General features: G+C 70.1%; 15 protein-coding genes. 8 read left to right on the forward strand and 7 right to left on the reverse strand.

Annotated features, from left to right (window positions below; genetic code table 11):
• Positions 1-192: 192 nt before the first annotated feature.
• Genes VGZ32_RS20990 through VGZ32_RS21000 form a run of 3 tightly spaced genes read left to right on the forward strand, consistent with a single transcriptional unit; the run spans position 193 to position 4,365 of the window.
• A complete protein-coding gene (locus VGZ32_RS20990; protein WP_326887831.1) occupies positions 193-2,334 on the forward strand; it encodes a hypothetical protein in 2,142 nt (713 codons plus the stop codon).
• Positions 2,331-3,335, forward strand: coding sequence for a glycosyltransferase family 2 protein (locus VGZ32_RS20995; protein ID WP_326887832.1), 1,005 nt, complete (start codon positions 2,331-2,333; stop codon positions 3,333-3,335). The genes VGZ32_RS20990 and VGZ32_RS20995 overlap by 4 nt, the downstream gene beginning before the upstream one ends.
• Positions 3,325-4,365: a lysylphosphatidylglycerol synthase transmembrane domain-containing protein gene (locus tag VGZ32_RS21000; RefSeq protein WP_326887833.1), complete on the forward strand. Its 1,041-nt coding sequence runs from the start codon at positions 3,325-3,327 to the stop codon at positions 4,363-4,365. Before VGZ32_RS20995 ends, VGZ32_RS21000 begins: the two co-directional genes overlap by 11 nt.
• Here the strand turns inward: VGZ32_RS21000 and VGZ32_RS21005 are convergent.
• From VGZ32_RS21005 to VGZ32_RS21015, 3 genes are all read right to left on the reverse strand, one after another.
• Positions 4,362-5,063: a hypothetical protein gene (locus VGZ32_RS21005; RefSeq protein WP_326887834.1), complete on the reverse strand. Its 702-nt coding sequence runs from the start codon at positions 5,061-5,063 to the stop codon at positions 4,362-4,364. The genes VGZ32_RS21000 and VGZ32_RS21005 overlap by 4 nt on opposite strands.
• 112 nt (positions 5,064-5,175) lie before the next feature.
• A complete protein-coding gene (locus VGZ32_RS21010) occupies positions 5,176-5,895 on the reverse strand; it encodes a Rieske (2Fe-2S) protein (RefSeq protein ID WP_326887835.1) in 720 nt (239 codons plus the stop codon).
• Positions 5,892-6,479 carry an RNA polymerase sigma factor gene (locus VGZ32_RS21015; protein WP_414642572.1) on the reverse strand — a complete coding sequence of 196 codons (588 nt, stop codon included), beginning with the start codon at positions 6,477-6,479 and terminating at the stop codon, positions 5,892-5,894. Before VGZ32_RS21015 ends, VGZ32_RS21010 begins: the two co-directional genes overlap by 4 nt.
• Before the next feature lie 320 nt (positions 6,480-6,799).
• Between VGZ32_RS21015 and VGZ32_RS21020 the strand changes: the two genes are divergently transcribed.
• Entirely contained in the window at positions 6,800-7,333 is a 534-nt protein-coding gene (locus tag VGZ32_RS21020; protein ID WP_326887837.1) for a cupredoxin family copper-binding protein, read from the forward strand.
• Between the two features lie 11 nt (positions 7,334-7,344).
• Positions 7,345-8,259: a metallophosphoesterase family protein gene (locus VGZ32_RS21025; RefSeq protein ID WP_349263695.1), complete on the forward strand. Its 915-nt coding sequence runs from the start codon at positions 7,345-7,347 to the stop codon at positions 8,257-8,259.
• Positions 8,260-8,271: 12 nt separating this feature from the next.
• On the opposite strand, the gene VGZ32_RS21030 is transcribed toward VGZ32_RS21025, so the two are convergent.
• Entirely contained in the window at positions 8,272-9,285 is a 1,014-nt protein-coding gene (locus VGZ32_RS21030; RefSeq protein ID WP_326887839.1) for a zinc-dependent alcohol dehydrogenase, read from the reverse strand.
• Positions 9,286-9,362: 77 nt separating this feature from the next.
• Here VGZ32_RS21030 and VGZ32_RS21035 point away from each other — a divergent pair, with 77 nt between their 5' ends.
• Complete coding sequence (locus tag VGZ32_RS21035; protein ID WP_326887840.1) at positions 9,363-11,078, forward strand: IlvD/Edd family dehydratase; 1,716 nt, start codon at positions 9,363-9,365, stop codon at positions 11,076-11,078.
• A gap of 402 nt (positions 11,079-11,480) precedes the next feature.
• Complete coding sequence (locus VGZ32_RS21040; RefSeq protein ID WP_326887841.1) at positions 11,481-12,440, forward strand: winged helix-turn-helix domain-containing protein; 960 nt, start codon at positions 11,481-11,483, stop codon at positions 12,438-12,440.
• A gap of 145 nt (positions 12,441-12,585) precedes the next feature.
• On the opposite strand, the gene VGZ32_RS21045 is transcribed toward VGZ32_RS21040, so the two are convergent.
• The gene (locus tag VGZ32_RS21045) at positions 12,586-16,887 is read right to left on the reverse strand and encodes a discoidin domain-containing protein (protein ID WP_326887842.1); all 4,302 of its coding nucleotides are present in this window, start codon (positions 16,885-16,887) and stop codon (positions 12,586-12,588) included.
• Between the two features lie 532 nt (positions 16,888-17,419).
• Between VGZ32_RS21045 and VGZ32_RS21050 the strand changes: the two genes are divergently transcribed.
• A complete protein-coding gene (locus VGZ32_RS21050; protein WP_326887843.1) occupies positions 17,420-18,457 on the forward strand; it encodes an acyl-CoA desaturase in 1,038 nt (345 codons plus the stop codon).
• A 270-nt stretch (positions 18,458-18,727) separates the two neighbouring features.
• Here VGZ32_RS21050 and VGZ32_RS21055 read toward each other — a convergent pair whose 3' ends face one another.
• Together VGZ32_RS21055 and VGZ32_RS21060 are read right to left on the reverse strand one after the other, a co-directional pair.
• The gene (locus VGZ32_RS21055) at positions 18,728-22,009 is read right to left on the reverse strand and encodes an AfsR/SARP family transcriptional regulator (RefSeq protein WP_326887844.1); all 3,282 of its coding nucleotides are present in this window, start codon (positions 22,007-22,009) and stop codon (positions 18,728-18,730) included.
• Between the two features lie 206 nt (positions 22,010-22,215).
• Positions 22,216-23,184: an ATP-binding protein gene (locus VGZ32_RS21060; RefSeq protein ID WP_326887845.1), complete on the reverse strand. Its 969-nt coding sequence runs from the start codon at positions 23,182-23,184 to the stop codon at positions 22,216-22,218.
• Positions 23,185-23,223: the final 39 nt, after the last annotated feature.

Genomic DNA, 23,223 nt, shown 5'->3' on the forward strand with positions numbered 1-23,223 from the left:
GTGGTGCGATCGTTGCTGGTCACGCGGATACTCTAGGCAGCCGCGCCGGGTGTGGTGTACACCGGTGTCCGACGGTTTGCAGCCCGGTCTTCACGTCGCTCTTATGGCTATCTTCATAAATCTTAGTTTGGATGTTTCACCCGGTCGCGGCAGCGCAACAGTGCGGGCAGGACGAGCGCGAAGTGGAGTGCAATGGCAACGCAGACCGCCGGAGCGTCCGCGCCTGACGCCGGTACAGGCCCGGGCGTGCTGCCGCCTAGATCCGGGCCGGGGAATCTCGCCGCCAGGTCGGCTGCCGTGCTGGCCGAGTTCCGGGATGTCGACCCGCTCCGCGCGGCCGGGGTGATCCCCGGAGTGCTGGTCGCGGCATGGCTGATCGTCGCATTTCCGGCACTTCTGCTCGGCCTCTTCTACCCGGTCCCGATCACCGTGGTCGCTCTCGTGCCCGGCGTCATGCTGGTGCGCTGGGTGCTCCCGGTCCTGCGCGTCAAGCGCGGAAACGGCGCCCGCACGCCCTGGTGGTCCATCGCGTCGGTGGTCGTGATCGCCGCGGCGTGCGGAACGTTCGCGGTATTCACACACAGCAGCCAGCTGATCATCCAGCGCGACGCCGGCTCCTATGCACAGATCGGCTACTGGCTGGCGCACAACCCGAAGCTGCCGATCTCGGTCCAGAGCGACGCGTTCGGCGACGCGGTCAACGTGCTCGGCTTCGACAGCGCGGCGTTCTACCCCAAGGGCGACGCGCTCGTCCCGCAGTTCATGTCCGGCTGGCCCATGCTGCTCGGACTCGGCTACCAGACCGGCGGCTGGGGCGGCCTGTTCGGGCTGTCCGGGCTCGTCGGCGCGCTCTCCGTGCTCGCGGTCGGGGCGCTGGCGGCGCGGCTGGTCGGCCCGCGCTGGGCCCCGCTGGCCGCGCTCGTGGTGGCGGTGACCTGGCCGATGATCCACGTGTTCCAGGGCCCTTACTCCGAGCCGATCGCCCTGCTCCTGCTGACCACCGGGCTGGTCCTGCTGACGTGCGTGATCGGGGATCCACGGTCTGCGGTCGCGGCGACCGGCGCGCGACAGGCGGCGCTGACCGCGGGGCTGGTGATCGGCCTCGGCCAACTGGTCCGCTTGGACGCCGGAGTCGAGATCGCGCTGCTGCTGCCGGTCGTCGGCTGGTGGTGGGTCACCCGGCGGCCCGGCGCGCTGCCGTTCCTCGGCGGCCTCGCCATCGGGTTCGGGCTCGGCGGCGTGGACATGGCGGCCGTGACGCTGCCCTACGTGAAGGGCAACTGGCACTCGGTCCTGCTGATGTTCGTCGCGCTCGGAGCGGCTGGCATCGCGACCATCGCGGCCAGCCTGCTCGCCCGGCGCCGCGGATTCGCCGAGCGCAGGTCGCGTTGGTGGCGCGGCGTGCCGTCGGCCGCCGCGGTCCTCGTGCTGCTGGTGGCGGCGGGGCTTCTGGTGCGGCCGTATGTGCAGACGTCCCGGTCGGTTACCGACCAGGGGGTGATCGGACACACCAGCATCGCGCAGGCCGCTCTCGGACTTCCGGTCGACGGCACCCGCTCGTACGCCGAGCAGAGCCTGCGATGGGTCTCCTGGTACGTCGGCTGGCCCCTGCTCGTGCTCGCGCTGGCCGCCGCGGTCTGGCTGACCTGGCGGGTGCTGCGCGGCCGAGCGCGCCCTTGGCTGCCGGTGCTGCCGGTGCTGCTCGGCTCGACCGCGCTGACCCTCGTCAATCCCGGCATCACCCCGGACCATCCGTGGGCCGACCGGCGGCTGGTGGTCGTCGTCTTCCCGTGCGTGATCCTGCTGGCGGTCTGGGCGATCGCCCGGGTGGTGCCGCGCCTGTATCGGTCGTGGCTGCCGGGGCGCTGGCACCGCGCGGCCCGGTGGGTCAGCGTGGGGCTGTGCACGGCGCTGTGCCTTGCGCCGACCGCGGCGGCGGCCTTCCCGATCTCGCTCAACCGCACCGAACAGGCCGAGCCGGACGCGATCGCCAACCTGTGCACCCAGCTGAAGCCGTCCGACTCGGTCATCAGCATCGACGTGTTCAGCTCCTGGCTCCCGGTGATCCGCGGCGAGTGCGGTGTGCCCGCCGCCTATGTTCAGCCGGCGCCGATGGACGTCACGAAGGTGAACGTCGCCTTCGCCGCCGCGTCGATCCGCGCGGCCGGGCGCACCCCGGTAGTGATCGCCTCGACGTCCCAGCTGCTCCAGCAGGTGGGGCTGACCGGTGTCCAGGTGGTGAACATCGACGACCAGCAGGACGCTCAGGAACTGGTGAAACGGCCGACCGGTGTGATGCCGGAGACTTACACGCTTTGGATGGCGCGCCCATGACTCTCGACCAGTCCGCTGCGAAGACCGCTCTGACCGCGAACGGCACGTCGGTGAAAGCCACGGTGCTGCACGGCGCGCTTCCCGAGCAGGCCGCCGCGAGTCCAGCTGAGACACCCGCGCCCTACGTCTCGATCGTCTTGCCCTGCTACAACGAGGAAGGGCACGTCGTCGCCGAAGTGGAGCGCATCTGCCGAGCCATGGACGAGTCCGGATACCGATACGAGCTGCTCGCGGTCGACGACGCCTCGACGGACCGCACGCTCGAACTGCTGCGCGGCGCCCAGAAGGACTATCCGGCGATGAAGGTGATCTCCTTCCACCGCAACGGCGGGGCGGGCACCGTGCGCCGGATCGGCACCCACACGGCCCGCGGCGAGATCGTCGTGTGGACCGACGCCGACATGACGTATCCGAACACGCGCATCCCGGAGTTCGTCCGCGCACTCGAGCTCGACCCCAACATCGACCAGGTCGTCGGCGCGCGCACCAGCGAGGAGGGCACGCACAAGCTGCTGCGCATCCCCGCCAAATGGCTGATCCGCAAGATCGCCGAGAAGCTGACCAACGAGCGGATCCCGGACCTCAACTCGGGGCTGCGCGCCTTCCGCCGCGAGATCGCCCTGCCGTATCTGAGGCTTCTGCCGGCCGGCTTCTCCTGTGTCACCACGATCACCCTGGCCTTCATGTCCAACCAACGCGACGTGCGGTTCATCCCGATCGAGTACGCCAAGCGGGCCGGTGTGTCGAAGTTCCGCTTCGGCGCCGACGCCTACCGCTACATCCTGCAGGTACTGCGGATGGTCATGTACTTCAATCCGCTCAAGGTACTGATGCCCATTGCGCTCTGGCTGGTCGGCATCGGTTTCGCGAAGGGGGTGTTCGACCTCGTCGTGCACCCGTGGCGGTTCGCCGTGAACACGGTGCTGGTCTTCCTCACCGGGTTGATCATCGCCAGCCTGGCGCTGCTCGCCGACCTGGTCGTCCGCTCCCGTGACAGTTGAGCAAGGCTCCGGCCCGGTGGCCGGTCCCGTGCTGCCAGAGGACCACGAGCAGGAGACGCGCGCGGCGGAAGCAGGTGAGCGGCACGGCTCCGCGCTGACGAAGCTGCGCCGAGCGGCGGGCAGCCGTCCGGCGATTGCCGCCTTCCTAGCCGTGGCCCTGGGTTTCGGCTGCTACGCCGTCGTGCACGACTGGAGCGCGATCCGCGCCGGATTGGACCGCCTGACCGTGCCGCAGCTCGTGGCGGCGTTGGGGTGCGTGCTGTTCGCCCTGTTCGCCGGGCTGATGCAGTGGCGCGCGGTGCTGACCGACCTCGGCTCACCGTTGCCGCTTCGCGCTGCCGCCCGCGTCTTCTTCCTCGGCCAGCTCGGCAAATACCTGCCCGGCTCGGTGTGGGCGGCGCTCGGACAGATGGAGCTGGCTAAGGCGTACAAGGTGCCCCGCGCGCGCTCCGCGGCTACGTACGCGATCACGATGCTGACGACGCTCATCGCCGCCGTGGTCGTCGCGGCGGCGCTGTTACCGTTCGTCGAGCCGGCGCGGCTGCACACCTATGTCTGGGTCCTTCTGATCGCGCCCATCGGGTTGGTCACGCTGCTGCCCGCGGTGCTGCGCCCCGTTCTCGCCACCGTGTTCAGGGTGCTGCGTCAGCCGCCGCCGGACCACCCGATCACCGCGAAGGGCACCGCGCTCGCGTTCGCCTGGGCGGTGATCGGCTGGTTCGGATACGGCCTGCAGATCTGGGTCCTGGCGACCGCGCTCGGCGCGCCGACCGGTCGGGCCTTCGCCGCCTCGGTCGGCGGCTTCGCGCTGGCCTGGTCGGTCGGCTTCCTGATCCTCTTCGCCCCGGCCGGTGCGGGCGCGCGCGAGGCGACCCTCGTCGTGCTGCTCGCGGCCGTGCTGCCCACCGACACGGCCCTGCTCGCGGCGCTGGTTTCCCGCCTGCTCATGACCGCCGCCGACCTGGTGACCGCCGCGGCCGCGGTCGCCGCGACCCGGATGCGCACCCGCAGGCCGGACGTCAGCGGCTAGTTCTCGAACCCTTCGATCAGCGTGTCCGCGTCCGGATCGTTGCGCCCGATCGAGAAGCCCGGCTCGGCGAGGGTCGGCTCGAGGGGCGACATCATCGGCGCGGCGAAGGGCGGGGCGAACGGGCTGGCCAGCGCGTTCGGATCGTTGCGGTAGATCAGCGCGCTGACCAGCGCGACGAGCAGCCCGGCGGCCATTCCGGTGATCAGCCCGGCGTCCAGCGCGCTGTAATAGATCTGCGGCGGCCCGTCCCCGCTCAGGGCGGTGCCGAACTGGAGCGGGACGACCGCGACGTACGGAACGACGACGGCGATCACCACCGCGCCGAGCACGGCGAAGAACACCGCCGCGCGGCCGCGCACCGCCCCCACGCCGCGCCCGGCCGCGTAGATCAGCAGCCAGCCCAGCACGATGACGGCCACGTCCCGGACGATCGCGCCGAGCCAGGCGTGGTTCGGATTCGAGACCCCGAGCCCGACCCAGATGCGCTGCGCCTGCGCTTCGGTCGGCGCGGTGAACCGCCAGGCCACCTCGTCCAGCGAGCCGAGGAACGGGCGCAGCCAGCGAGAGTCGCCCTCCCACTGGCTCCACCGCCAGGACTCCAGGCTCTGGTTTCCGTAGCCGAGCGCGAATATGGCCAGGATTCCGGCGCCGACGCTGGCGATCCACAAACGCCGCCGTTGGGAGATGGTGCCTGTCATAGCGCCTCCAACCTTCGACAGCAGTATCCGGACGCGCCTGCCCTGACGCCAGATCAGACACCGCTTCGTTGCCCGGCCGCAGCCGTAACGACGTTCACACCAGGTAATGCCGCTACGCAGTGGTGCTGGGCGCGTAGATCTGGATCCGGCCGTCCTGCTCGCGGACGGGAAGCCGGGGCAGTGCGGGCAGTGGCCGGCTCATCGGCCGCGGATGGGTGAGGTTGAGCCCGGCCGGGGTGAAGGTGGCGCCGTGGCATGGGCAGGTCAGCAGCTCGTGGGTGGCGTCGAGAGCGAGGCGGCAGCCCTGGTGGGTGCAGATCCCCGACACTGCTTGAACGCGTCCGGACACGCGCCGCAGGAAGCCGTTGACCGCGCCCAGATCGAACTGGAGCACCGCGCCCTCCGGCAGGTCGGCGCTGTCGAGCACGGTCTGCCAGGTCCCGTGGGTCGGGGTGATCTCGGTCTGCGGCGGAGTCTGGCTGCTCGCGGCCGCGCTGCCCGCGTTGCCGCCACCCAACATGCGGTCGACGCTCGCACCCGCCGCAGCTCCCGCAGCGGTTAGGGCACCGGCCGCGAGGATCCGGCGGCGCGCCGGCGCGCGCCAGGCGGGCCGCGGCGGCTCGGCTGCGTCCTGGTCGGTCCGTGCCCGCTCGGCGAGGCGCTCGCGCAGAGCTTCGACGAAAGCGGTGCGCGGTTCGCCGGCGTCGGGCGCGGCGGCGCTCAAATCGATCGCTGCGCGCAGGACGGAAAGCTCGTCCTCGGTCGGGGCGAAGGGCTTGGGGCGGCGCCGCCGCAAGAGCCGGTCCACATAGCGGTCCACCGGTTGCCTCATGGCGCTTCCCCTTCCTTTTCCAGGCCCGCGGCGGCGCGCAGGGCGCGGTGTTGCAGCACTTTGGCGTTCGCGACGGACACACCGAGCTCCGCCGCCGCCTGCCGGACCGAGTAGCCGCGCAGGAACCGCAGCACGAGGATCTGCCGCTGCCGCTCGGGCAGAGCGCGCAGGATCCGCGCCGCGCGTTCGTCCGCGCGGCCGTCCTCGGGCGGCGGCGACATGCTCGCGAAGTCCTCGAGGTCCGTCGCCGGGTCGATCTCAGTGACCTGATGGCCGAGCGTGCGCCGCCAGTGCTCGGCGAGCACTGTGCGCGCCGTGGCGGACAGGTACGCCCGCACCTGCGCGACGCCCGCCGTGGCGCGCAGCGGCCCGTAAGCGGTCAGGAACACTTGCGAGGTCAGATCCTCGGCGTCGGGGCGGTTGCCGACCTTCGAGAACATCAGCCGGTAGATCCGCCCGACGTTGTCGGTGTAGATCGCGTCCCAGTCCGGGTACACGGCGCTGGGCAACCTGGTCGGCACCGACGCCGCGCCGTCCTGACGCGCGGGCGGATCGGCCGCCTCAACGCGCCGGGCCGCGCGCATCGCACCGCCCAGCGGCCAGACCACCCGTCGTCCGGTCACAGCTCATACTAGATCGACACCCTCCCTCGACGTCGGCGCCGACATCGCTGCCGACGCCGACGTTCCGGCTCCTCTTCCATCAAGAGATACGGGTCGGGGTTACAGACGGCCCGCGGTTGCCGTGCGGGCTCGGGAACCCGGTGCATGTGTGACCCGGCGCACATGACCCCGCGCACATGACCCAGTGCACGTGTAACCCGGGGCCGTATCTCCCGTCGGGCGCTGCTCCGCCGCTTCGGGTCGGCGCCCTGATCTTGCGACCCACGATCAGGAACGGACTTATGGCTTCGAACTCTCGACCCCGCCGCGCACTCCCGGCCGCCGGGCTGCTGTTGGCCGCCGGCGTCATCACCCTCGCGGCGTGCTCCGGCCCGTCGCATCCGGCCGCCGCGACAGCAACCGGCATCGTCCCAGGTGCCGGCCAGTCCCTCGCCGGACAGCCCGGCGCCACCGGAACCGCCACCGGCAGCGATGCCGGTGGCGGTTCGGCGATGCCGGGTATGACCATGTCCGGCATGCCGACTGGTTCGGCCGGCGTCGCGCCGGCTGCTCCGGTCGCCGGGAACGCAGTGGCGATCCAGAACTTCGCGTTCGCGCCCGCCGCGCTCGTGGTGAAGGTGGGCACCACCGTCACCTGGACCAACCGCGACACCGATGCGCACACGGTGACCAGCCAGAACAACAGCGGCCCGCTCGGTTCCGCCGCGCTTTCGACCGGGCAGTCCTACACGTACACGTTCACCAAGCCTGGAACGTACGCCTACCTGTGCACCATCCACCCGTTCATGACCGCGACCGTGACGGTGACCCAGTGACCGACCAGGGCATGACGCGCCGCCAGTTGGCCCGCCACGCCGGCTGGTTCGGTGCCGCGGTCGTGCTCACGGTCACCGGCGGCGAGGTGATCAGCCACGTCGTGGACGGCAGGAACGGCGGCGGGGCGGCTGGCGGCGACGCCAATGCCCTGCGGTTCGTTCAGATCTCAGACAGCCACATCGGCTTCACCGGCGCCGCGAACACGGACGTCACCGCCTCGTTCAGCCGCGCCCTCGCCGATATCAATGCACTGAGCTTCCGGCCGGACTTCGTCATGCACACCGGAGATCTGACCCATACCTCCACCGTCGCCCAGTTCGACCAGGTCGACCAGATGCTGTCGGGGCTGCGCGCGGGCCGGGTGTTCACCGTCCCGGGCGAGCACGACTCGGTCGGCGACGCCGGGCGCGCCTACCGGCAGATCTTCGGCCACAACACGGTGGGGGAGGGTTGGTACAGCTTCGACACGCACGGAGTGCACTTCATCGCTCTTGTCAATACGCTGAGTCTGGAGAAGCTGGGCCACCTCGGCGCGGATCAGATCGATTTCGTCCGCAAGGATGTCGCGGGTCTGTCCTCGGACACGCCGATCGTGCTCTTCAGCCACATCCCGCTGTTCGCGATGTATCCCCAGTGGGGTTGGAGCACGGATGACGCGCTTCAGGTCCTCAGCCTGCTGAAGCGCTTCGCCTCAGTGACCGCGCTCAACGGCCACGTGCACCAGTTGTTCAGCCGGGTCGAGGGGAATGTTACCTTCCACTCCGCGACGACCACCGCTTACCCACTGCCCAAACCCGGTACGGCGGCCGCCCCGACGCCGCAAGTGCTGCCCGCCCGAGGGCTTCAGGCGGCGCTGGGAATCAGGACCGTGGACTACCAGCAGGGCGGCACAGGCCTCGCGGTGACCGACCGGACGCTGAACTGAGGGCTCTACCAGCTAGCGCCGGGGATCGACGTGGATCTTCGGCGCATCGCCCCATGCCGGATCGCGGTCCCCGGCAAGGATTCCGGCAACGTCATCGAGCGTGACGGTGGCCGCGACGAGTGGGCGCGGGTCGACGTCGCCGGTGTTGTAGAGGTCGATCGCTCCGTCTAAGCCTGCTGATGCGCCGAGGATGCCGACGACGGTCAGATCCTTGAACACGACGGTGCGGCTGTCGACGTTGCTGGGTTCTTTGGAGATGCCGATGAACACGACGCGGCGGCCCGGCTCGACGAGTTCAAGGGCACGGCCGGGCATCGCCTCGCCATTGGAGGCGTCAACGACCGCGTCGTAGCGCAGCCCGGGAAGCGTCTCGGCCGTCCAGACGTACTCGAGGTCCAGCGACCGGGCGAACCGCAGCGAGGCCGCAGTCGCGCCGAGTACGTGGACCTCCACGCCGCGCGCCCGCGCGATCAGTCCGACGAGCAGGCCGATCGTGCCGGGACCGAGGACCAGCAGACGCTCGCCGGGCGCGACGTCCGCGGCCTGGAATGCACGCACCGCGTTCCCGCCGGGTTCCACCATCGCCCCCGCCGTCGCGTCGACCCCGTGGGGGAGTTCGCGCAGCGCCCACGCGGGGACTGGCAGCCGTTCCGCGAGCGCGCCAGGCCAGCCGCGGCGAAGGCCGATCTCGTAGCGGTCCGCGCACAGATGCGCCCGACCGCTCGCGCATCGGTCGCACGTCCCGCAGCCCAGCATCGTGTCGCCGGTGACGCGCAGCCTGGCCCACCTCGGGTCCACGTCCGCTCCGAGCGCGGTGACCACGCCGCACCACTCGTGCCCGATCCGCAGCGGATAGGCGGCGTGCCCGCTGCGCAGATACGCCATGTCCGCCGAGAACAGCTCCATGTCGGTGCCGCACACCCCGGCGCGTTCGACATCGACGACCACCTCGCCCGGGCCGGGCACCGGGTCGGGCACCGACCTGACCTCGGCCCGCGCGGGCCCGGTGATGACGAAGGCCCGCATGGTCCCCTCCCGGCGGAGAGCCGCTGAAGTTATCCACACCATGATACCGCAGCGGAGTCGGCGGGTAGACTCCGCACATGGGGTCGCAGCGAAGCGCTCAGTGGTACGCCGGGACCGACCGCAACGCCTACATCCATCGGGCGTGGATGCGCCGGGGGCTGCCGGCCCACGCCTTCGACGGCAGGCCGCACATCGCGATCGCGAATACCGCATCCGACCTGGCTCCCTGCAACACGCACCTGAACGAGGTCGCCGAGAGCGTCAAGCAGGGCGTCTGGGAGGCCGGCGGCGTTCCGCTCAACCTGCCTGTCGTGTCGCTGGGGGAGACCCTGGTCAAACCGACCGCGATGCTCTGGCGCAACATGGCCGCGATGGCGGCCGAGGAACTGCTGCGCGCCAACCCGGTCGACGCCACGGTCCTGCTCGGCGGCTGCGACAAGACCATCCCGGCGTTGCTGATGGCCGCCGCCTCGGTGGATCTTCCCGCGGTAGTGGTGCCCGGCGGCCCGATGCTGACCGGCACGTTCCGCGGCGAGCCGCTCGGCTGTGGCACCGACGTCTGGCGGCTGAGCGAGGAGGTGCGCGCCGGAACCCTTTCCGAGCAGGCGTTCCTCGCGTCGGAGTCCTCGATGATCCGCAGCCGCGGCCACTGCAACACGATGGGCACGGCCTCGACGATGGCCTGCGTCGCCGAAGCGCTCGGCATGACCATCCCCGGCGTCGCGGGCACCCCCGCCGCCGACAGCAGGCTCCTGGAGTCGGCGCACGCCGCGGGGCGGCTGGCCGTCGAGATGGCCGCCGAGGACCGCCGCCCGAGCCGGGTCCTGACCCGGGGCTCCTTCCGCAACGCCATCGTCGCCCTCGCCGCGATCGGCGGCTCGACCAACGCCGTGGTGCACCTGCTCGCCCTGGCCGGCCGGCTCGGCGTCGAGCTCGGGCTCGACGACTTCGACCGCCTCGGCTCCGGCGTCCCGCTGCTGGTCGACCTCCAGCCCGCCGGCCGCCATCTGATGGAGGACCTTCACCGGGCCGGGGGACTGCTCGCCGTCTTGCGCGAGGTGGAGGACCTGTTGGATCCCGAGGCGTCCACGGTCACCGGCGATCCCCTGGTCAAGTACCTCGTCGGCGCGCGGATCTGGGATGAGACGGTGATCCGCCGCCGCGCCGAGCCGCTGCGCGAGCACGCCGGAATCGCCGTGCTGCGCGGCAACCTCGCCCCGTCCGGTGCGGTGATCAAGCCCGCGGCGGCTTCCCCGCACCTGCTGCGGCACCGCGGCCGGGCCGTGGTCTTCGACAGCGTTGAAGACCTGCGCGCGCGGATCGACGACCCCGGCCTGGACGTGGACGAATCCTCGGTGCTCGTCTTGCGCGGCTGCGGACCCAGGGGATATCCGGGCATGCCCGAGGTGGCGAACGTGCCGCTGCCCGCCAAACTGCTCAAGCAGGGGGTCCGCGACATGGTGCGGATCTGCGACGGCCGGATGAGCGGCACCGCGTATGGCACGGTCGTCCTGCACACCGCGCCGGAGGCGGCCGCCGGTGGACCGCTCGGCATCGTCGAGAACGGCGACCCCGTCGTCCTGGACGTCGCCGCGCGTTGCCTCGATCTCGACGTGCCCGCCGACGACCTGGCGCGCCGCCGCCCCTCCGCCGCGATGACGGCTGCCTTTGCGGCGCCCCTGCGCGGCTGGGAGCGGCTCTACATCGATCACGTCATGCAGGCCGATCAGGGTGCCGACCTCGATTTCCTGATCGGCTCCAGCGGATCAAAGGTCTCCCGCGACTCCCACTAGGGCCTATCTAAAAAGGAGCGTCGGATGAGCCTGAGGCGTCTGGCGCGTGCGGTTCGCAGGGCGGCGGAGTTCCCTGATGTCGGGAAGCAGTGAACGATAGGTGCCTGGCAGCACCGGGGGGTGTTTCGCCCACACGCGAGCCGAACACACAGCAGGTATCGCGGTCCCGGCGATGCTTTTGGACGCCCTAGGAGGTCGCCGGGCGAATGCCGCCCGCCCCCGATCGCCCGGGCGGCCCGCCCGCTTCGCCGCCGAACCCCGACGCGACGCGAGTCGAGTCTGCCGACCGGTGTCGTCCCCGCGCGAGCATTTCGGCTCCGGGCGAAGAGCCTTGACATCCCAGTCAGTGCCCGTGCGGTACGGTCGTGGCGTCGTCCGGTTCGGCGCGAGTGGGGGCCAGCGATGTTGCGCGTGCATCTCACCGCCGAGGATCTGGGGCGGATCCGGTTCGCCGGCGCGCCCGCGCCGATTCTCGAGGCGGCGCTGATGCTGTTCGAGCTGCGCAATCGGCCACGCAGCCCGCGCGGTGCGCCGGATTGGCGCGGTACGGTCCGGTCGGCGTTTCCGAGCAACGCCCGGCCGCTGCTGCACCTGGCGCCTTGCCGCGACCGCGTGCTCTTCCTCGACGTGCTGACTCCCGACCCCGAAGAAGCCTTCCACGTCGTGCGCAACAGCACAGAGTCCGTACACGCTGCCAATCTGGAGATCATCTCGCGGATGAGCTCCCATGTGCCGCCGTGGCTGATGCGCTACGTCGAGGGTGACGTAAAGGTCTTGGAGGCGTTCGACAAGGCACTGCGCTCGTTCCACGCCGCGTGCCTGGCGCCGCACTGGTCCGGTGTGAACGCCCGGTTCCATCACGACGTCACGCAGCGCATGGCGACACTCGGGCACTACGGAGTCGTCGAGATGCTCAGCACCCTGAGTCCTGACGTCTACCTGAACGGCATGACCATCGAGAGCCCGTATCCCCGGGATCGCGAGATCTACCCCGGCGGCAAAGGCCTGGTCCTGATACCTTCAGCATTCTGGACCGGCTACCCCTTGTGCACCTGGAATCCGCAAGACCCGTCCCAGTATGTGTTCATCTACCCGGCGCGCACCGGCCGCGAGCGCCCCGTCGCCGAGCCGGACCGCGACTCGCTCGCGGCGCTGCTCGGTCCCACCCGCGCCGCCGTCCTTCGGGCATTGCGCGGACAGCCGATCACCACCAGCGGCATCGCCCGGCAGGTCGGGATCAGCCTGCCGTCGGCGTCCGAGCACGCCGCCACGCTACGCGACGCGGGTCTCATCACCAGCCGGCGCCACGGTCAGGCGGTCCGGCACGACCTGACGCACCTGGGCCGCGCCCTGCTGCACTGAACACTTCGATCCTGACGTCGAACACTGTCCCGGATAAGCACTGTCCCGGATAAGTACTGACCCGGAACGCGGACGGGCGCCGCCCCGCCCGGTCTCCCGGCGAAGCGGCGCCCGCCTCCTGCGTTTCCTTACGCGGTGCGGATTGCTAATTCACGGTGATCGTGAGGGTCGACGTCGTGTTCTCGATGTTGACGTCGTTGTTGCTCTCGGTCAGCTGGTTGAACGTGACCGTGCCGACCGCCGGACCCTGGCCCGCCTCAGGCAGCGGGTTGGCCCAGATGCCGAAGCCGGACTTGCCGTTGCCGAATCCGTCGTTGTTCGCGTGCGCCCCGGAGATGCTCATTCCGGTGAAGATGGTGTCCGCGAACGGGAACTGCGCGGTGCCGCCGACGTAGTCGGTCTGGAACATGATCCCGGTATATGTGGGATCGGTGATTGTTCCGTTATTGACTCTGATGCCTTGGAAGGCATTTGTCGCGGAGAACGCCCAGATCGCTCCGAACGCCTGATTACCCCAGAAGTGCCCGCCGTCACGTTGCAGAGAGAAGTTCTGGATCGTGGTGGTCTGCGGAGCGGCTTCGAACCCTTCGAAGGGGAACCCGAAGTTCAGCGAGCTGATCGTCAGGCCGGGGTAGCACAGCGTGTCCGAGACGGTGAAGTTCTGGACCGTGTTGCTGCCACCGCCGTAGATCGCCACGCCGGCCGCCCGCCAGGGAGCGATCGCCGTGACGTTCTGGATGGTGTTGTTGATCTCCTTGCAGCCGGAGCAGCTGTCCTGCGCGGCGAACAGCGCGAAGCTGTCGTCGCCGGTGGTGCGCGCCTCGTCGTTGGAGATGAGGTTGTTCTGGCTGCCGTTGGTGAGGTTGATGCCGTCGGCCAACGTGTCGCGGATGCGCATGTTGGTGAACGAGGAGTTCGTGACGGCGGTCAGGCCCCAGACGCCGACCACGTTGTGCTCGATCCACACGTTGTCGATCGAGATGTTCGACGTGTTGGTGAGCTGGAACGTGTGGCCGGGACCGTCGATGCGGGTGGTGTAGTTGCCGAACCAGGCGAAGCCGCTGAACGACGAGCCGCTGGCGGTCGACTGCACGTCGAAGCCGGTGTCCGTGTTCGTCTGGTTCTGCGGTGCGACGAACTGGGTGTACCAGACGCCGGCGCCGACGATCTTCATCCCCTTGCCGCCGACCTGGATACGCCCGGTCAGCGCGTACTGGCCGGCCGGCAGGAAGACGCCGGTGTAGGTGCTGGACCCGCTCACCGTGTTGATGGCGTTCTGCACGTCCTGCCCGGTGAAGCCGGCCGGTACCAGCAGGTGCGCCGGGTCCGGGTTCGCAGTCGGCGCGGTCTGCTCCAGGTTCATGAAGTCGATCGCGTACTGCGAGGTGTTGCCCGAGTCCTTCTGCAGCTTGAACACGGTGCCCTGCGGATACGACGAGGGCAGCATGAAGCTGGATTCGTCGTAGATGTGCCGCGGCGAGCCGGCGCTCGGCGAGTCGCCGGGTCCGGTCTCCGCGCCGTAGAGCCACGCGTAGTGCGAGGTCAGGTTCAGCGGCTCCACCAGGTTCCCGTTCGCGTACAGGTCGAGGGTGGCGTTGATGCCACCGCCGCCCGGCGCGTCAGGGATCGAGTAACGCAGCACGAACGTGTTCGTCGACTCGCGCGAGGTCCAGGCCACCGAGTCGCCGGTGTTGTCCAGCGTCACGGCCTGGCGGCCGGTGGCCTCGCCGGCGATGTCGCCGATCGTGCGGTTCGGGCCGACGACCGCGGCCGAGCCGCCCAACTGGCCGGTGGTGCTCTTGTACGAGTCGTACGGCATGTTCGCACCCTGACCCACGAACAGCGGGGTGTCGCTGGTCAGGTGCGGAACCTTGATCGGCAGCTCGTTCGGGTCGGTGGCGAGCACCATGTGCGCGTCATACTTCCCGTTGACGGCCGACCAGGTGCCCAGGGTCACCGGCGCCGCCGTGGCCCCGGAGTTGATCACGCCGTTGACCGCGCCGGTCAGCGTGGCGACCGTGTTGTTGGACGAGTCGCGCAGGGTCACCGTGATGCCGTGCGAGCCGCTGGTGGTGGCGATCGTGCCCTGGTTCTTCACCGTGGCCGTGAAGGTCACCGTGTTGCCGTTCGCCGGGTTCGGCGGCGTCCAGGCCAGCGTGCCGACCAGGTCGGCGCTCTGCACCGGGGCGACCACCAGGTTCGTCGGGTTGGTGTAGCTCTGGTTGGCCTGCAGGTTGAAGTTCTTGTGCGTCTCGTCGACCTTCGTCGTGAGCTGATACGAGCCGGCGCTGAGCGTGCCGATGCTCGCCGACACGGTCTGCGAGGCGCCGGGCGCCAGCGCGCCGACGGTGGTCGAGCCGACCTTGTTCGTGCCGAGGTAGAAGCCCACGTCGGTCCCGACGGAGGCCGCGGTGCCCTGGTTCGTGATCACCGCGGAGGTGGTGACGTTGTCGGTCTCCACCGGCGCGGACGGCGTCCACGAACTGCTGGTCGGGGTCAGGTCCGGGTTCGGCGCCGGGGTGCCGAAGACCTGGAACTCGGCGCACTGGCCGCCGGGCGCCCCGCTGTTGCTGGTGATCGACAGCTCGACGTCGGCGACGGTCGCGGTGACCGGGATGGTCACCGTGTTCGCGTTGCTGTTGGGGTCGAACGAGTAGCTCTGCGCCGGCACCAGCGTGGTGAACGTCGTCGCGCTCTGCTCACGGCCCAGCACCGCGATGGTCTGGGTGCGCGCCGACCAGACGGTGGCCGGGTTGAGCTTGACGACCACCGAGGTGATGTTGGCGTTGGCGCCCAGGTGCACCGTCAGGTTGCTGGGATACGACGAGCCCTCGAAGTACGTGGTCACGTCGCCGTCGTTGGCGTTCGCCGGAGCGTAGATGTACGTGTACGGAGTTCCGTCGATCGGCTTGCCCAGCGCCAGGTTCGTGCCGGTGCCGCCGGAGCCGGTGCGGGTGACGGTGTTGCTCGGCGAGGATTCGAGCCCTGCCGCGTTGGTCGCGGTCACGTAGTAGGAGACGGTCAGCGTGGCAGCCACCGAATCCGTGTACGTCAGGGTCGTGCCGGATACCGAGGCGATCTTCGCCGAGTTGCGGTAGATGTTGTAGCCGGTCACCCCGACCGCGTCGGTCGCCGCGCCCCAGGTCAGGTTGATCTGCCCGGACTGCGGCTGGGTGTAGGCCAGGTTGGTCGGCGCCGTGGGCGGCGTCGCGCTCTGGCCGTTGCGGGTCACGCTGTTGCTGTTGGCCGACTGGTTGCCGGACGCGTCGCGGGCGCGCACGAAGTACGTGACCGTCTCGGTGGTCGGCGGGTTGTCGGTGTACGTCGTCGCGGTGCTGGGGACGCTGGTCAGCAGCGTGTTGTTGGCGTAGATGTCGTAGTTCGTCGTGCTCGACGAGGTCGACGCGGTCCAGGTCAGCGTGACGGCGCCGCTGCTGGACTGGGTGTAGGCCAGGTTCGTCGGCGGGTTCGGCGGCGTGGTGCCGCCCGACGGGCCGTAGACCTGGAACTCGGAGATCTGCCCGGCCGGCCAGCCGGTGTTCGCGGTGATGTTCAGCCGTACATACCGGGTGGTGGTCTGGGTGAAGTTGATCGTCACCGTGCTGTTGGTCGCCGGGTCGAAGGTGTAGCTCGCCGAGGCGACGATGTCGGAGAAGCTCGACCCGTCCGTGCTGCCCTGCACCGCGAGGGTCTCGGTGCGCGCGGCCCAGTTGGTGATCGGGGTCTGCAGCACGACCTGGTCGATCGCGACCGTGGAGCCGAGGTCGACCTGGAGCCACTGCGGGAAGGCGTTGTTCGTGCTCTCCCAGTAGGTGGACTGGTTACCGTCGTTCGCGTTGCCCGGCGTGTAGTTCTGCGCGGAGCCGCTGGCGGTCATGTTCTTGCCGAGCGCCAGGTTGGGCGTGGAGGACGAGGCCGGGCCGTAGATCTGGAACTCGGAGATCTGCGCGGCCGCCCAGCCGGTGTTCGCGGTGATGTTCGCCCGGACGTAGCGGGTGTTCGCGGTGCCGAAGTTGATCGTCACCGTGTTGTTGTTCGCGTTCGGGTCGAACGTGTAGTTCGCGGACGCCACGATCGTGGAGAACGTCGAATTGTCCGTGCTGCCCTGGATCGAAAGCGTCTGCGTCCGCGCGCCCCAGCCGGTGGGCAGCTGCAGCACCACCTCGTTGATCTGGGTGGCGGCGCCCAGGTCGACCTGCGCCCACTGCGGGAAGACGTTCGAGCCGTTGGTGCTCTCCCAGTAGCTGGCCTGGTTGCCGTCGTTGATGTTCGTGGCGACGTACTGGCCGTTCACGCTGCTCGCGGTGACGGCCTTGCCCAGCGCCAGATTGCTGCCCGCCGCGTGCGCGGCCGGCGCGGCGACGAGCGCCGGAAGCAGCGAGGCCAGCAGACCGGCCATCGCGAGCGCGGCGGTCCGCAGCCGAGTGGGTCCGTTTCTCGTTCTCATCCTCTTCCTTAAGGCGAAAACGCGCTCTTCGAGTCGGCTGGAGCGGCGGCGAAAGATCGCGTCGCGGGGAACGCCTTGTCCCCGGCGCGCGATCCACAGCCGCCACCAGGCCTCGCCGGGCTCGAAGAACCCGTGGGTGTGGGAGGCGCCGAGGAAGCCGGATGCCCCGCACGGAACGACATCGTCGGCGTGGTGCGAGAGTAGATAAATTGCAGTCTTCGGCTGAGCGTTAACTGCATGTTGATAAAATTTTGCAGAGTTACAGCAGGAAGTTACAGACGCGGCCTGCGCGGGTCAACGGGTTGCAGCGACTTTTTCGCGCGCGACGCCTCAGCTCCGCACCGGCTTCAGCCGCATTACAGCCGCGCGGTGTCCGTGCGGTCACGGTGCGCACGCGAGCGGGGTGCGCGCGGTCCGCAATTCACCGACTTGGCCGGATATCGCGTCGCGGCGTTCATCGGGAGGTTCGCAGCCGTGCCCGACACTGTTAGCGTCGTGTTGACCGCGGTCGGCGGCGAATTGAACAGCGTGGATGCCGATCCGCAGCGCCGAGGAGGCAGCAGCCATGGATCTGGCCGACGTGGGGCGGCTCGGACAGCCCGTCATCGAGTCCTCGACGACCACCGATGCGGCCCTCGATCCGGAGACGGGGCCCAGGCCCCTCCTCGACGCCCCACAGAACGCCGCCGCGGGCATCGCGATGTGGGTGTTCGTGGTCGGACCGCTGCTGAGTCTGGCCGTCATCGTCCCGTTGGCCTGGGGCTGGGGCCTGACGCCGCTGGATCTGGCGATGGCGGTCGTCGGCTATGTCGTCTCCGGATTCGGTGTGACGGTGGGTTACCACCGCTGTTTCACGCACCGCGCGTTCAAGGCGCGGCGCGGGTTGCGTATCGCCCTGGCCGTGGCCGGCTCGCTCGCGGTGGAGGGCTCGCCGGTCCAGTGGGTCGCCAACCATCGGCGTCACCACGCCTTCTCCGACCGCGAGGGCGACCCCCACTCGCCGTGGCGCTACGGCACTGATATACGTGCCCTGCTCAAGGGCTTGCTGTACGCGCACATGGGCTGGATGCTGCGGCGGGAGCTGAGCAACCGGGACCGGTTCGCCCCCGACATCAGCGCGGACCGCGACCTGCGGCTGATCGGCCTTCTGTTCGGCCCGCTGACCGCGGTCTCACTGCTGCTGCCGGCGCTGATCGGCGGGCTGGTCACGCTCTCCTGGACCGGCGCGCTGGCCGGGTTCTTCTGGGCCGGGGTGATGCGGATGGCGCTGCTGCACCACATCACCTGGTCGGTGAACTCGGTCTGCCACGTGGCCGGCTCGCGCCCGTTCGCCAGCCGGGACAAGGCGACGAACTTCTGGCCGCTGGCCGTCATCTCGTTCGGCGAGAACTGGCACAACTCGCACCACGCGGACCCGAGCGGCGCGCGGCACGGCGTCCTGCCCCGCCAGATCGACCCCTCGGCCCGGCTCATCTGGATCTTCGAGAAGTTCAAGTGGGTCTACGACGTGCGCTGGCCGCGCACCGACCGGCTCACCGCCAAGCTCCTGCCCGAATCCGATCCGGCCTGAGCCGGCGGACGCGGCGTCACACCACGGGGACAAGGTCATGGGTGCAGTGTTCATCGGGCGTTGTCACAAGCTCGCGCTGATGCGCAGGAGCAGCGGTCCGGAGAAGCCGCAGCGAGGGCAGAACGGACAGAACGCGGCGGCGGTGCTAGGCTCGCGCGGCGCGTCGGAGCACCGCGCCGAAGCAGTATCGGTCGATCCGCCCGACCGCACGTGGCCCGCGCCGTGGACGGTTCGCGGCTGAGTAGCGGCTGCGCTCTTCAGGGAGCGGACTCAGCCTTCTCCGAGGCCTAATTCACTCAGCCGCGCCGCGAGCCGGTCGGCGGCCGGCACGCCGAGCCGACGGCAGATCGCCAGCGCCTGGCTGAGCTGGGCGGCGCCGGCTTCCGGCCGTCCCTCCTGCACGAGGCATTCACCGAGCCCTTCGAGCGCGTCCGCCTCGTCGACCGGTGACGCGATCTCGCGGGCCAGGCGCAGCGCCTCGGTGTAGCGGGTCCTGGCCTGGTCAGGATCGCCGGTCGCGGTCAGCACCGCGCCCCAGCGGTTGAGCGCCTCAGCCTCGCCCTGCGGGTCGCCGACCTGCCGGAACAGCTCCAGCGACTGCTGGTGCGCGCGGATGGCGTCCTTGTAGTCGCCGGTCAGCAACCAGACACTGCCGAGATCGTTGATCGCGTTCGCCTCGCCCTGCTTGCTTTCCAGCTCCTGGAACAGCTCCAGTGCGCGCTCGAGCGCCCGGATCGCGTCGCGGTGCTCCCCGGCCAGCTGCTGCACCTTGCCCAGGCCCAGCAGGCCGATCGCCTGGCCCTGCCGGTCTCCCAGCTCCTGCGAGATCTCCAGGGCGAGCGAGTGCGCTTCCACCGAGCCGGTGAAGTCGCCGATCATCCGCCGGACATGGCCGAGACCTGACAAGGCACCGCGCTGGCCGAGGAGGCTGCCGAGCTCCCGGAACAACTCGAGCGCCCGCTCCTGCGCCTCGACCACGCCCGCGTAGTCCCCAGTGATCTGACGCACGGAGCCGAGGCCGAACAGGGCGATCGCCTGCCCTTGCCGGTCCCCGATCTCAGTCGTGAGCCGAAGCGAGCGCTCCAGCGCCTGGGTGGCCCCCGCGTAGTCCCCAGTCATCCGCCGGACGGTGCCGATTTCGGCGAGGGCACGCGCGTTGCCACGCCGATCGCCGATCCGCTCATACAGATCGATGGCCTGCCCTAGCGTGTCGATCGCTTGCTTGTAGTCGTCGAGGAGCCAGCGGACGGTGCCCAGTTCGGTCAGTGCATTGGCTTCGCAGAGTGCGTCCCCGGATGCGCGGGCCAGATCGAGGGCACGCCCCGTGGCCTCGACCGCACCGTCGTAGTCATCGCCGAGCCAGCGCACCGTGGCCAGGTCGGTGAGCGCGGTGGCCTCGCCGAGCTGATCGCCCCGCCGTTCCGCGACCTCGGCGGCGGCGGTGTGCAGCCGCAACGCCTGAGGCCACGGCCCGTGGCTGCGCAGGTAGCCGTGCATCGCGACGGGCAACGCGACGGCGTGGAGTGCGTCCGCGCGCCCGGCCGACAGATCCACGGCGGCGATGAGATTCGGCAACTCGGCGCGTATCCAGGCCGCGGATTCCTCCAGCGTGCCGGGATCGGGCCGTTCTCGGGGCGGGTGGCGCACGGCGGCGGCCGATCCCGGAGTGCGCCGCGCCAGGAACCGGTCGGCTGCCCGGGCCGTGTCCAGGTAGTAGTCGAGCAGTCGGTCGACCGCGGCGTCGCGCTCCTCCGCGGCCTCCTGCTCCGTCATCGCGCGGGCGTACAAGCGCACCAGGTCGTGCGGCCGGTAGCGGCCCGGGTCGTCGTCGATCAGCAGGTTGTGGTCGACCAGGTCCTCGAGCAGACGCTCGGCGGAACGCAGGTCACTGTCGAGCAGCGCGGCGGCCGCGTACGCGTCGGTGTCGGGACCGGGGAGCAGCCCCAGGTGCCGGAACAGCCGCTGCTGCGGTTCGGTCAAGCCCTGATACGAGAGGTCGAAGACGGTGGCGAGTTCGTGCTCTCCATCGGTCAGCGCGGTGACCCGGCGGCTCTGGTCGCGCAGCAGCCGCACGAGGTAGTCCACGGTCCAGGCGGGCCGGTGGCGCAGCAGCGCGGCGGCGATCCGCAGCGCCAGCGGCAGTCTGCCGCACAGGGCCGCGAGTTCCTGCACGGCCGGGTCGTCCGGAGCCACCCGCTGGTCGCCGACCATGACACGCAGCAGCTCGACGGCGTCCTCGGCGGGCAGCACGTCCAGCGACACCACGCGGGCGTCGTCCAGCCCCTTGAGCCGGCGGCGGCTGGTGACCAGGACGAGACAGCCGGGCGCGGCCGGAAGCAGGGGCCTGACCTGCGCCTCGCTCGAGGCGTTGTCCAGCAGGATCAGGGTTCGGGTATCGCTGAGCCGATTGCGGTAGACCGCCGCGCGCTCCTCGAGGTCCTGCGGGATCTGCTGCGGCGGCACGCTCAGCGCGCGCAGGAACCAGTCAAGCGCCTCGCCCGCGCTGCGCGGCCGATAGCCCCGCGTGTAGCCGTGCAGATCGATGAACAGCTGACCGTCCGGGAACCGCTCGGCGAAGCGGTGCGCGGCGTGCACGGCGAGCGCGGTCTTGCCGATGCCGGCCATTCCGTCGATCGCTGAGATCGTTACCGTGCCGCCGCCCGCGCTGGTCTGCGAGGACAGCGCGGAGAGCAGCTCGAGCTCGGCCGAGCGACCGGTGAAGTGCCCGGCCGCCGCCGGAAGCTGGCGCGGCACGGGCCTCGGGTCGCTGCGGGGCGCCGGCTCGGGGCGCGGGGCGAGCGACTCGGCGTCCCCGGCCAGGATCGCGGCATGTAGATCGCGCAGCTCAGGGCCCGGTTCCACGCCCAGCTCCCCGACCAGAACCTGCCGCACGTCGCGATACACCGCCAGCGCCTCAGCCTGGCGGCCGCACCGGGCCAGCGCGAGCATCAGCTGTGCGTGCAGCCTCTCGCGCAGCGGATACTCCGCTGCCAGCGCCTGCAGCTCAGGGATCACCCGCTCGTCATTGCCGAGGTTGAGTTCAGCCTCGATGCGGCCCTCACACGCCTGGAGGCGCAGGTTCTCCAGGCGAGGGCGCCAGACCTCGGTGAGCGTCTGAGACGGGATGTCGACCAGCGGGGTGCCGCGCCACAGGTCCAGCGCGGCGGCGGCGACCGTCGCCGCCTCGGACCAGCCGCTCCGTCCCAGAGCGGCGCCCGCCTCGCGGCACAGGGCCTCGAAGCGCAGCACGTCCAGTTCTGCCTCGTCGACATGGATCAGGTAGCCGGGGTCGCGCGACACGATCCGGGCTTGTGCGTCCGGGCCGAGCGCGTTGCGCAGGCGCATCACATGGCTGCGCAGCGTGACGGCGAAGGCGGGTGGCGGCGCCCCGTCCCAGACCACCTCGGCCAGCGCGTCCACCGAGACCGGTTCGTTGGCGCGCAGGAGCAGCGCGGCGAGCAGCACACGCAGGCGCGGTCCGAGCGGCGGCGGCGCCGGCTGCCCGTCTTCGTCGCCGAAGACGAGAAGCGGACCCAACAACGCGAACCGCATGCGGACTCCCAGGCGCGGTCGCCGACCGCTTATCGCAGGCCACGATGACCATAGGGCAGATCGATGCTACCCGTATGCAACGAGGATTCCACAGCATTGCCACGGCCGCCGTCCACACTTATCCCGGCGCCGCTGACTGTCTGGGCCGCCGCCCCGCCTGAAGCGCGGCGGCCCCGGACGGGGGCAGCCAGCGGCGGACTAACTCGTCACGCCGCGAGTAGGTCAAGCGCCCGCGGTCCGTGTTCGAACTCAGGGTCGACCTGACCGGACAGGTCTACGCCCACTGCCTTGTTCGCCCAGGCGCGTGCGTTGCGCAGGTGGAAGTCGATCGCCTGGCGCTGAAACTGTCCCCAGTCCTTCTCGCAGCCGTCGACGATGAGTCGGAACAGGTCGAGGGACTCCCGGTTCGCGGGCTCGAGGGCGTCCAGCGGGGCGTAGCGGCCCTGCTCCGCGGCGCGGACGTAGGCCGAGGTCGTGAGGCAGGTCAGCAGGTCGTCGCCGACGCGCTCGCGCAGGAACTCCTCGTCCTCGGGACCGGTGACCTTGTTGCCGATCACCGCGATCCGGACGCCGTAGCCGTCGGCGTATTCGCGGTACTGGCGGTAGACCGACACGCCGCGCAGGGTGGGCTCGGCGACCAGGAAGGTGAGGTCGAAGCGGGTGAACATGCCGGAGGCGAAGCTGTCCGCGCCGGCGGTCATGTCCACGACGACGTATTCGCCCTCGGTGTCGACGAGGTGGTTGAGGTACAGCTCTACCGCGCCGGTCTTGGAGTGGTAGCAGGCGACGCCGAGGTCCTCCTCGGTGAACGGCCCGGTGGCCATCAGCCGCACCCCGCTAGCGTCCACGCTCCAGTCGCGGTGGAACGGATCGTCCCCGTCCAGGCGCAGCAGCCGCGAGCCGCGACCGGCCGGGGTGGTCTTGACCATCTCGGCGGCGGAGGCGATCCGGGGATTGTCGCCGCGCAGGTATTCCTTGATCGAGTGCAACTGGCCGCCGAGCGCCGGAACCGCGCAAGCGGCCCGGTCGTCCAGTCCGAGCGCGACTCCGAGGTGCTGGTTGATGTCCGCGTCGACGGCGACCACCGGCGCGCCGGCCGCGGCCAGGTGTCGGGCGAAGAGCGCGGACAGGGTGGTCTTCCCACTGCCGCCCTTACCGACGAACGCGACGCGCACGCCGCCTCCTTACAGAAGATGAAAGTCGTTTTCAACCGC

It is taken from the genome of Actinocrinis sp. (assembly GCF_035938995.1).
Lineage (GTDB): Bacteria > Actinomycetota > Actinomycetes > Streptomycetales > Catenulisporaceae > DASZGI01.

Coding starts and splice junctions, on each gene's coding strand:
- VGZ32_RS20990 (WP_326887831.1), top strand. CDS start 193: ATGGCAACGCAGACCGCCGGAGCGTCCGCGCCTGACGCCGGTACAGGC.
- VGZ32_RS20995 (WP_326887832.1), top strand. CDS start 2,331: ATGACTCTCGACCAGTCCGCTGCGAAGACCGCTCTGACCGCGAACGGC.
- VGZ32_RS21005 (WP_326887834.1), bottom strand. CDS start 5,063: ATGACAGGCACCATCTCCCAACGGCGGCGTTTGTGGATCGCCAGCGTC.
- VGZ32_RS21010 (WP_326887835.1), bottom strand. CDS start 5,895: ATGAGGCAACCGGTGGACCGCTATGTGGACCGGCTCTTGCGGCGGCGC.
- VGZ32_RS21015 (WP_414642572.1), bottom strand. CDS start 6,479: ATGCGCGCGGCCCGGCGCGTTGAGGCGGCCGATCCGCCCGCGCGTCAG.
- VGZ32_RS21020 (WP_326887837.1), top strand. CDS start 6,800: ATGGCTTCGAACTCTCGACCCCGCCGCGCACTCCCGGCCGCCGGGCTG.
- VGZ32_RS21025 (WP_349263695.1), top strand. CDS start 7,345: ATGACGCGCCGCCAGTTGGCCCGCCACGCCGGCTGGTTCGGTGCCGCG.
- VGZ32_RS21030 (WP_326887839.1), bottom strand. CDS start 9,285: ATGCGGGCCTTCGTCATCACCGGGCCCGCGCGGGCCGAGGTCAGGTCG.
- VGZ32_RS21035 (WP_326887840.1), top strand. CDS start 9,363: ATGGGGTCGCAGCGAAGCGCTCAGTGGTACGCCGGGACCGACCGCAAC.
- VGZ32_RS21040 (WP_326887841.1), top strand. CDS start 11,481: ATGTTGCGCGTGCATCTCACCGCCGAGGATCTGGGGCGGATCCGGTTC.
- VGZ32_RS21045 (WP_326887842.1), bottom strand. CDS start 16,887: ATGAGAACGAGAAACGGACCCACTCGGCTGCGGACCGCCGCGCTCGCG.
- VGZ32_RS21050 (WP_326887843.1), top strand. CDS start 17,420: ATGCCGATCCGCAGCGCCGAGGAGGCAGCAGCCATGGATCTGGCCGAC.
- VGZ32_RS21055 (WP_326887844.1), bottom strand. CDS start 22,009: ATGCGGTTCGCGTTGTTGGGTCCGCTTCTCGTCTTCGGCGACGAAGAC.